Origin of the sequence: Thiocapsa sp., from assembly GCF_022340925.1 — a bacterium.
Lineage (GTDB): Bacteria > Pseudomonadota > Gammaproteobacteria > Chromatiales > Chromatiaceae > Thiocapsa.
The window spans coordinates 1-9370 of sequence record NZ_JAJDNA010000065.1 but is presented as its reverse complement, the minus strand read 5'-3'; the positions used below and the strand labels follow the sequence as shown (position 1 = coordinate 9370).

Genomic DNA, 9370 nt, shown 5'->3' with positions numbered 1-9370 from the left:
GAGCTGGGCCGGCTTCCAGCTGGCCGCGGCCATCGTCCCGGCGGGTGGTGCCACCGGCGGCGGGAACGGTCTGAACCTGGAGGAGGACAGCATCGGCGAGACCTACTCCATCGCGGCCATCTACTCCAACGGCCCCTTCTATGCGTCGGCCGCCTTCGAGAACCTGAACAACCAGCACTTCAACGACCAGGCGACGGCGCTGGCAGGCAACAACTGCCCGGTCATTACGCCGTTGGATCCGACCGATCCGAACAGTCCGTTCGCCACCAGCTGCACCTATCAGGACGACTCCGCGCAGGCCTGGCGTATCGGTCTCGGTCTCCTCGACTGGGCCGGGTTCAGCCTGACGGCGATCTACGAGAACCAGGATCAGTTCAACAACGACCGTTACGTTGGGATCACCAACCCGACCAATCCGTTGAACAACTTCTTCCTCCCCTCGGTCCAGGACGCCGACCTGTGGCAGATCCAGGCCGCCTATGCCTTCGGCAACAGCCAGATCAAGGCCATGTACGGGCAGGGTGAGTACAATGGCGACGAAGTCATTGCGGGCGGCAACTATGTCTCGATCAACAATGGTCCGAATTTCGTGGACTTCCGCACGAAGTCACTCGACTATGACGTGACGACCTGGGCCGTGGGCTTCGATCACAACCTGAGCAAGCGCACCAAGGCCTATCTGCTCTACACGGACGTCGACAGCGATCTGGAAGATGTCTTCGCCGGCTCGAGCTGGAGCGGTTTCTCCGCGGGCGTCATGCACAGCTTCTGATGCTGTGAGCAATCGCTCGGATGCGATCGAGACGGGGCCTTCGGGCCCCGTTTTTTGTGTTGAGAGCGGTCGGGTCCTGATGGTCGGGGACGCGGAGTCAGGGCCGTGCGGCCGGTGATGCGGCGCTCCGACCAGAAGACGGGCCCGGCGGCCCGTCCGCTCGATGGGGAGACGCGCGCGGGACGCCGCTGGCCGGCCCGTCGGGATCGACAGCGACGTCCAGGCATCTCGCCTGTCCTATCGTCTCCTCCTCTCAGACGTGTTGGTGAGTCAAATGCCTTCTCAGCGTCGCAGCGTCCGGGGCCCGTCGGGTGTGCCGAGGATCAGGACGTCGGCCGGACGCAGCGCGAAGATGCCGACGGTCACCACCCCGGCGATATTGTTGATGGTCTGCTCGAGCTTCGCGGGCTCCAGGATCTCCAGGTTCTGCACGTCCAGGATCTGATTGCCGTTGTCGGTCACGAAGCCGTCGCGCCAGACCGGGCTCCCGCCCAGGCGGACGAGCTCGCGCGCAACGAAGCTCCGCGCCATGGGGATGACCTCCACTGGCAGCGGGAAGGCGCCGAGCACCCTGACCAGCTTGCTCTCGTCGGCGATGCAGACGAACTGACGGCTCGCGGCCGCGACGATCTTCTCCCGGGTGAGCGCGCCGCCGCCGCCCTTGATGAGCTCGAGCCGCTCGTTGGACTCGTCCGCGCCGTCCACGTAGAGTGAGAGCTCGCCGGCGGCATTGAGGTCGAGGACCCGAATGCCGTGTGCCTCGAGCCGGGTGGTGGAGGCCACCGAGCTCGAGACGGCGCCATCGATGCGCCCTTTGATGCCGGCCAGCGCATCGATGAAGTGATTGACGGTGGAACCGGTGCCCACCCCGATGACCCCGCCCTCGACATAGCTCAGCGCCGCCTCGGCGGCCTGCTTCTTCATGGCATCCTGATCGCTCATGCGTACTCCGGGTTGTTGGTCTAGGATTGACCTCCGGACCCAGCGGCTTGCGCGGACGACCGGAGGGAGTCGGTGGGAACGCCGATGCATCGTTCGCCGGTGGCCGCCGCTCATCCAAAACGACGCCTGCATGCGCAGCCGACCGCTGATCGCTGGGGGCCGGAGGCTTGAGGCGAAGGACCTTCACTGCCCTTTCCCGGCCCGGCGGGTATCATAGCAGAGCCCTTTGACCCAGAGGCCCCGATGCCCGACGCCTATATCGAACGGATCCTGCGCGCACGCGTTTACGACGTGGCGCATGAGACGCCCCTGACACCCGCCCCACAGCTCTCCGCTCGGCTCGACAACGAGGTCTTCCTCAAACGCGAGGACCTGCAGCCCGTCTTCTCCTTCAAGCTGCGCGGGGCCTACAACAAGCTGATCCATCTCGATCCCGAGGTGCGTGCCAGGGGCGTGATCGCGGCCAGTGCGGGAAACCACGCCCAAGGGGTGGCGCTCGGCGCCTCCCGTCTCGGTGTTCCGGCCACCATCGTGATGCCGCGCACGACGCCGGCCATCAAGGTGCGCGCGGTCCGCCAACTCGGCGGCAAGGCCGTGCTGCACGGCGACTCTTACGACGAGGCCTATGCCCATGCCATGAGCCTGGTCGAGGAGAAGGGCCTGACCTTCCTCCACCCCTTCGATGATCCCGATGTCATCGCCGGGCAGGGGACCATCGGCATGGAGATCCTGCGACAACACCCGGTGGCCCCCTACGCGATCTTCGTCCCGGTCGGCGGCGGTGGTCTGATCGCGGGCGTGGCGGCCTACGTGAAGTGGCTGCACCCGGAGGTCCGCATCATCGGGGTCGAGCCAGACGATGCCCCCACCCTGCACCACGCCCTGGCGGCGGGCCACCGGGTGCAGCTCGATCAGGTCGGGCTCTTCGCCGACGGGGTGGCCGTGAAGCTGATCGGCGAGGAGACCTTTCGCGTCGCGCGGTCCCGGGTCGACGCGGTGGTCTTGGTCAGCACCGACGAGATCTGTGCGGCAATCAAGGACATCTTCGACGATACCCGCGGCATCGCCGAGCCGGCCGGTGCGCTCGCGGTGGCAGGCCTCAAGCGCTATGTCGAGCGCGACCGGATCCATGGCCAGCATCTGATCGCGATCGAGAGCGGCTCCAACGTCAACTTCGACCGCCTGCGCCATATCGCGGAGCGTGCCGAGCTCGGCGAGCGTCGGGAGGCCCTCTTTGCGGTCGAGATCCCGGAGCGTCCCGGCAGCTTTCTCGCTTTCTGCCGCGTGATCGGCAAGCGTCAGATCACCGAGTTCAACTATCGCTATGCCGATGCCCTGCGCGCACAGGTCTTTGTCGGCATCGAGCTGACCCGTGGGGACGAGGAGCGTGAGGAGCTGATCGGACGCCTCGCCGAGAAGGGCTTTGGCGTGCTCGATATGACCGACAACGAGACCGCCAAGCTCCATATCCGTTACATGGTCGGCGGCCATGCGGAGGGGATCGGGGACGAGACGTTGGTGCGTTTCGAGTTCCCGGAGCGCCCCGGCGCCTTGCTGGACTTTCTCTCGGCCCTGGGAAAAGGCTGGAACATCACGCTGTTCCACTATCGCAACCATGGTGCGGCCTACGGGCGGGTGCTGATGGGCGCGCAGATCCCGCGGGGAGAGGCCGCTGCCTTTCGTCGGGCGCTCGACGGCCTGGGCTATCCGTATTGGGACGAGACCGAGAACCCGGCCTGTCGAATCTTCGCCGGATCAGTACAGCGTCCAAAATGAGACGAGCGCCTGAAGAACATGCTGAGCAATCGGCCACCCTGGCCGACCATCAGCACGGAAAGCGCTGCATGCTTCAGCGCGTGCGTAAGCTGGGCCCGGCCTTGCGTCAAGCAATGGGCACAGCGCGGCGCGGTCTGATGTAGAGGCGACGTTCGGTCGCCACTGCATCCAGCGGGACGTCCCAAGGGCGGGGCTCGATCCGGGCAACCCGCTGGCACTCGTGGGCGATCCCGACCAGGCGGGGTCTTCGCCAGTGTCGGCGTCGCAGCAGGTAGGCCAGGGTGCGGTCGTAGTAGCCGCCACCCATCCCGATGCGGTTGGCGGCGCTGTCGAACCCCACCACCGGGACCAGCAAGAGGTCGAGGTGCCGGGCGGGGCGGAGGTGGCGTCCGCGTGCCTTCGGTTCGGGGATGCCGAATCGATTGGGGTGCAGGCGCTCGTCCGGCGAGAATCGCACGAACCAGAGCCGGGTCGCCCCCTCGCCGTCGTGCCCCCGACGCAGGACGGGGAGGTAGGCCACTTTGCCGCGCGCCAGCGCCGCCCGGATGAGCGCGCGCGGATCCAGCTCTCCGTCGCTTGGCCAGTAGGCCGCGATCCGCCGTGCACGCTGGAAGGCGATATCGCGACGAAGCAGTCGCGCGAGGCATCTGGCGTGGGCGCGCTGACACCGATCGGGTAGGGCGCGGCGGACGCTGCGCAGCGTCCGGCGGAGCTGTCTCAGCGAGCCTGTCGATGGGGGAGAGACACCCCCCGTTGGTGCCGTTGAAGGCCTTTGTTCTTGAACCAGGCGGTTCAAGTGGGGACACTCGGCTGGGCTTCAGGCTTCCCGCTCGGTGACGGACATGCACAACGGCTTCGCTTCCATGTCCCCTGGGTAGCGATTAGGCTCAAGAAAATACCCAGGCCGCGGTCGAACACTACAGGGGGTGTCTAGCTCGAAGGCTATACCCTTTCGCCCGAGGCGTCCAGAGTCGGCTCGGCCGCCAACGTCTGGGAGACGCGTTCCTGCAGGTGTCTCAGGCGGCGGGTGGTCTCGCCGTCTTCTTCGGCACCGGAGTGCACCTTCTGAAGCTGAACGAGGTCGTGGGCGATGTTGAGCGCGGCCATCACGGCGATGCGATCCGTGCCGATCACCCGACCCGTCTGGCGGATCTCGCGCATCTTGCCATCCAAGAGCCGGGCGGATTCGTGCAATCCTTCCTGCTCATGCGGCTCGCACGCGATACGGTAATCCTTGTCAAGGATCCGGATGTTGACTTGAATCGGCTCTTCGTTCACAGACTCTCCTCCATCGCGCGCAACCGCGACAACATGGCTTCGATGCGGCTGCGTGCCTGCTCCGTCTTCTCGATCAGCTCCCCGCGCTCGGCGACCAGTGTCTCCTGGCGTGCACGCAGCGATCGGTTCTCATCGCGCAGGCGCTGACATAGACGGATCAGGGCGTCCACCTGCTGCTCCAGTTGGTCGAGGTCGAATTTAGCCAAAGTCCACGACTCCCTTGCAGTTCGACGCACTATAGAAGGGGTGCGGGGGACGGTCAATCACGAGCGCCGTCGTGTTATCATCAGGGGCGTTTCCGCCTTCCTCATCGACACCCCGTCCCCACTCTGCCGCGAGGAGGCCGTCACGGCCATCGACCACGATCAGCTCGTCCGTGCTCTGAGCCACAGCGACCTCTGCCCCACTCCGGCTGAGGCCCAGGGCATGCTGTGCGGGCTGATCTGCGGCGGTGACCCGGATCCCGTCTCGACCTGGATGAGTCAGCTCCTGCCCGACGCGGAATCCGGCGACCTCCTGCGCGACGAGGAACGCCCGGCATTGGCCGAGCTCGCCGGGCGAACGCTCGCGGAGCTCGAGGGCGGGGAGCTCGGCCTCACCCTGTTGTTGCCCGACGATGCGCGGCCCCTTCCGGAGAGGGCGATCGCGCTCCATGACTGGGTGCGTGGCTTTCTCTATGGCTGGGGGATGCTCGGTTTGTCCGATTCCGATGCCTCGGCGGAGACGCGCGAGATCCTTCATTTCTTCATCGATGGGATGATGCGGATGGACCTGGACCGACTCGACGAGGACGAGGAAGCCGAGGAGGCGCTGACTGTGTTGAGTGAGCATGTTCGAGTTTCGGCGATGTTGATTTATCAGGATCGTATTGCCGCCCACCCCAGTGGTCCCGGTCGATGACCGCGGCCGAGTACCGACGCCGTCGACGCGCGCTCGCCAGGAGGATGGGCGCCGGGGGTCTCGCCATCATCCCGGCGGGGCGCGAGGTCGTGCGTAATCGCGATGTGCACTACCCCTTCCGCCAGAGCAGTGACTTTGCCTACCTGACCGGTTTCCCGGAGCCGGAGGCCTTTGCCGTGATTGCCCCCCGGCGCAAGGAAGGGGACTTCGTGCTCTTTTGCCGGTCTCGCGACCCGGAGCGCGAGCAGTGGGAAGGTCCGCGCATCGGCGTGGAGGGTGCGACCGCGCACTACGGGGCTGATCAGGCATATCCCCTGAGCGACCTCGACGAGGTCATGCCGACCCTCATCGACGGGCGGGAGCGGCTCTACTTCTCGATCGGGGCCGATGCGGGGCTCGATGCTCGGGTCATGGGCTGGGTCAACCGGGTTCGCGCCAACGTTCGCGCCGGGGCGAGCGCGCCCGCGACCTTCGTGACCATCGAGTCGGTCCTGCACGAGATGCGGCTCCGTAAGAGTCCTGCCGAGATCAAGCAGATGCGCCGCGCGGCCGAGATCTCCGCCGCCGCCCATCGGCGATTGATGCAGATCTGCGAGCCGGGCATGAGCGAGCAGCAGCTCGAGGCCGAGTTCCACCATGCCTGCGCGGCCGCTGGTGCCCGCTTTCAGGCCTACTCGCCAATCGTGGGCGGTGGCGCCAATGCCTGTGTCCTGCACTATGTGGATAACCGGGCGCCGCTGTGCGACGGGGATCTGGTGCTGATCGATGCCGGGTGCGAGCTCGAGGGGTATGCCTCCGACATCACCCGGACCTTCCCGGTCAACGGCCGCTTCACCCCGCCCCAGCGCGAGCTTTACGAGTTGGTCCTCGAGGCGCAAGTCGCGGCGCTCCGGAAGGCCCAGCCCGGCTTTCTGTGGAACGAGCCGCACGACGAGGCGGTCCGGGTCTTGACCAAGGGGCTTGTCGATCTAGGGCTCCTCAAGGGGAAGCTCGGGAAGCTGATCAAGGACGAGGCACACAAGCCCTACTATATGCATCGCACCGGTCATTGGCTGGGCATGGACGTCCACGATGTGGGAAGCTACAAGCAGGCCGGGCGGTGGCGGCCCTTCGAGCCCGGCATGGTCTTGACCGTGGAGCCGGGGCTCTATCTGGGCGATGCGGACGGCGTGCCCGCGCCCTTCAGGCGGATCGGGATCCGCATCGAGGACGACGTGCTGATTACCGAAGGGGGCAATGAGATCCTGTCCGCATCGGTACCCAAGGACCCTGAAGCGATCGAATCCCTGATGGCGGCTTGAGGCGGCCAAGAGGCATCCCCGGTGCTCGGCCCGGTAGCAGAGAGAGCGGAGCATGTACGAATACGACCTGGTCATCATCGGCGGCGGACTGGTAGGCGGGAGCCTCGCCTGTGCGCTCTCCGGTACCGGACTCCGGATCGCGCTCGTGGAGGCGGTCCGGCCTTCGGCCGAGGGGCAGCCGAGCTATGATGAGCGCGTCATCGCCCTGTCCTGGGGGAGTCGGCGTATCCTCGAGGCGATCGGGCTCTGGCCGGACATTGCCCCCGAGGCAGAGCCGATCCGTCGGGTGCATGTCTCCGACCGCGGCGGGTGTGGGTTCACCCGGCTCGACAGCGACGACATCGGCGTGGAGGCGCTCGGCCATGTGGTCCCGGCGCGGGCGATCGGTGTCGCGATCCATGCCGCCCTCAGGGAGGCCCCGGACATCGAGCTGCTCTGCCCGGCCCGTCTCCTGGAACATCGCGTTGCAGCCGATCGAGTGGACCTCGGGGTGCAATGCGAGGGGCAGCGCCTCCAGCTGCGGGCCGCCCTGCTGGTCGCCGCCGATGGCGGCGACTCGACGGTGCGCAAGCGGCTCGCTCTGAATGTCAGGGACGAGCGCTATGATCAGGACGCCGTCATCACCACGGTCTCGCCCGACCGGCCGCAGTCGGGCGTCGCCTTCGAGCGATTCACGGACACCGGGCCCCTGGCACTGCTGCCGATGACCGGCGGACGCTACTCGGTGGTCTGGACCTGCAGCCCGGACCAGACCGGTGAGCTGCTGGCGCTGCCCGATGCCGCCTTCCTCGCGCGGCTGCAGCAGCGTTTCGGATACCGGCTCGGAGGCTTTCGACAAGCTGCGCCGCGGCGCGCCTATCCGTTGAAGCTGGTGCTCACCCGCAATCCGGTCCAACCGCGCGTCGTCTTGATTGGGAACGCCGCACACACCCTCCATCCGGTTGCGGGTCAGGGGTTCAACCTGGGGTTGCGCGATGTCGCCGCGCTCGCCGAGGTGGTCGCCCAGAGTGCGCGCGCGGGCGCCGATCCCGGCGGCCCCGCGGCCCTGTCGGACTATCAGCGCTGGCGTGGGCGCGATCAGTCGGGCACTGCGACCTTGACCGATCTGCTCGCCCGACTCTTCGTCAGTCGCTGGCCCCCGTTGGGCGTTGCACGCGGTACGGCGATGCTGGGCCTGGACCTGATCCCGCCGTTGCGCCGGCTTCTGGCCCGGCGCTTCATGGGGGTCGGCGGACGTTTGCCGCGTCTGGCCTGCGGCGTCCCCCTGGAGAAGGTCGATGCCTGAGCCCGCACAGCCCCTCGAGGCGAGCTTTGACCTGATCGTCGTGGGTGGCGGGATGGTCGGGTCGGCCCTTGCCCGGGCCTGCTCGGGGAAGGGGCTGCGCATTGCGCTGCTCGAGACCCGGGCGCCCCAGCGCAGCTGGCCCGTGGGTGAGGTGGACCTGCGCGTCTCGGCGCTGAGCCGTGCCAGTCAGCGCATCCTCGAGCGCCTCGGCGCCTGGGACCGGATCGAAACGGGGGGGGCCAGTCCATACCGCAAGATGTCCGTGTGGGACGCGCTCGGCGGCGGGGCCATCCACTTCGATGCCCAGTCGTTGGGGCAGCCCGATCTCGGGCACATCGTCGAGAACCGTGTCATTCAGCTGGCGCTCTGGGAGCAGTTGGAGGCGTCGCCCGACGTGGTCCTCCATTGCCCCGCATCCATCGCCGGGCTGCAGCCCACGGAGGCGACCACGCGCCTCTTGCTGACCGACGGCCGGGTCTTGCATGGGCGGCTGCTGATCGGCGCAGATGGGCGCGATTCACTGGTGCGCGAGCTGTTGGGCATCGAAACCCAGGGATGGGACTACGATCAACGGGCCATCGTCGCCCATGTCAGGCCGCAGGAGTGGCATCAGGAGACCGCCTGGCAGCGCTTCCTGCCGACCGGACCCCTTGCGCTCCTGCCGCTCGCGGACGGGCGCTGCTCCATTGTCTGGTCCGCAAGCGAGGAGCGGGCGACGGAGCTGCTTGCGATGGATGATACGGCCTTCTCGACAGCCCTGACGGACGCGTCGGAGGCGCGGCTCGGTCCGCTGGTCGTCGACGGGCCGCGGGCGGCCTTTTCGCTGCGCCTTCAGCACGCCAAGCAATACGTGCTGCCCGGCTTGGCCTTGATCGGAGATGCGGCCCACGCCGTCCATCCGCTGGCGGGTCAAGGGGTGAACCTCGGATTTCTCGATGCCGCCGAGTTGGCCTCGGCCATCGACCTCGCGCGCGATCGTGGACGGGACATCGCCGGCCTCTGGGCGCTGAGGCACTACGAGCGGGCGCGTCGGGGAGACAACCTCGCCATGCTCGCCGCCATGGACCTGATCAAGAGGACGTTCAGCAATGAGGCGGCGCCGGTCGCCGCGCTGCG

At 67.1% G+C, this 9370-nt stretch carries 10 protein-coding genes and 1 other RNA gene; 6 read left to right on the top strand and 5 right to left on the bottom strand.

What is annotated here, in order from left to right; genetic code table 11:
- Positions 1-772: porin (locus LJE61_RS08335; RefSeq protein WP_296918050.1), on the top strand; the 772-nt coding region annotated here is incomplete at its 5' end.
- A gap of 282 nt (positions 773-1054) precedes the next feature.
- Here the strand turns inward: LJE61_RS08335 and rpiA are convergent.
- The gene (gene rpiA / locus LJE61_RS08330; RefSeq protein WP_296918048.1) at positions 1055-1714 is read right to left on the bottom strand and encodes a ribose-5-phosphate isomerase RpiA; all 660 of its coding nucleotides are present in this window, start codon (positions 1712-1714) and stop codon (positions 1055-1057) included.
- A gap of 243 nt (positions 1715-1957) precedes the next feature.
- On the opposite strand from rpiA, the gene ilvA reads away from it, so the two are divergent.
- Positions 1958-3490, top strand: coding sequence for a threonine ammonia-lyase, biosynthetic (gene ilvA, locus LJE61_RS08325; RefSeq protein ID WP_296909989.1), 1533 nt, complete (start codon positions 1958-1960; stop codon positions 3488-3490).
- Between the two features lie 106 nt (positions 3491-3596).
- On the opposite strand, the gene LJE61_RS08320 is transcribed toward ilvA, so the two are convergent.
- From LJE61_RS08320 to LJE61_RS08305, 4 genes are all read right to left on the bottom strand, one after another.
- Positions 3597-4190 carry a 5-formyltetrahydrofolate cyclo-ligase gene (locus LJE61_RS08320; RefSeq protein ID WP_367114915.1) on the bottom strand — a complete coding sequence of 198 codons (594 nt, stop codon included), beginning with the start codon at positions 4188-4190 and terminating at the stop codon, positions 3597-3599.
- 43 nt (positions 4191-4233) lie between these two features.
- Positions 4234-4419, bottom strand: a non-coding RNA gene (gene ssrS, locus LJE61_RS08315) — 6S RNA.
- A gap of 13 nt (positions 4420-4432) precedes the next feature.
- Entirely contained in the window at positions 4433-4768 is a 336-nt protein-coding gene (locus tag LJE61_RS08310) for a cell division protein ZapA (protein WP_296909987.1), read from the bottom strand.
- Positions 4765-4974: a TIGR02449 family protein gene (locus LJE61_RS08305; protein WP_296909985.1), complete on the bottom strand. Its 210-nt coding sequence runs from the start codon at positions 4972-4974 to the stop codon at positions 4765-4767. Before LJE61_RS08305 ends, LJE61_RS08310 begins: the two co-directional genes overlap by 4 nt.
- 40 nt (positions 4975-5014) lie before the next feature.
- On the opposite strand from LJE61_RS08305, the gene LJE61_RS08300 reads away from it, so the two are divergent.
- The 4 genes from LJE61_RS08300 to LJE61_RS08285 form a co-directional block, all read left to right on the top strand.
- Positions 5015-5668, top strand: coding sequence for a YecA/YgfB family protein (locus LJE61_RS08300; protein ID WP_296909983.1), 654 nt, complete (start codon positions 5015-5017; stop codon positions 5666-5668).
- Positions 5665-6969 carry a Xaa-Pro aminopeptidase gene (gene pepP, locus LJE61_RS08295; RefSeq protein WP_296918046.1) on the top strand — a complete coding sequence of 435 codons (1305 nt, stop codon included), beginning with the start codon at positions 5665-5667 and terminating at the stop codon, positions 6967-6969. The genes LJE61_RS08300 and pepP overlap by 4 nt, the downstream gene beginning before the upstream one ends.
- A 52-nt stretch (positions 6970-7021) precedes the next feature.
- A complete protein-coding gene (ubiH, locus tag LJE61_RS08290; protein WP_296909980.1) occupies positions 7022-8254 on the top strand; it encodes a 2-octaprenyl-6-methoxyphenyl hydroxylase in 1233 nt (410 codons plus the stop codon).
- A partial coding sequence (locus LJE61_RS08285; RefSeq protein ID WP_296909978.1) for a UbiH/UbiF/VisC/COQ6 family ubiquinone biosynthesis hydroxylase occupies positions 8247-9370 on the top strand: 1124 nt, incomplete at its 3' end. The genes ubiH and LJE61_RS08285, both read left to right, overlap by 8 nt.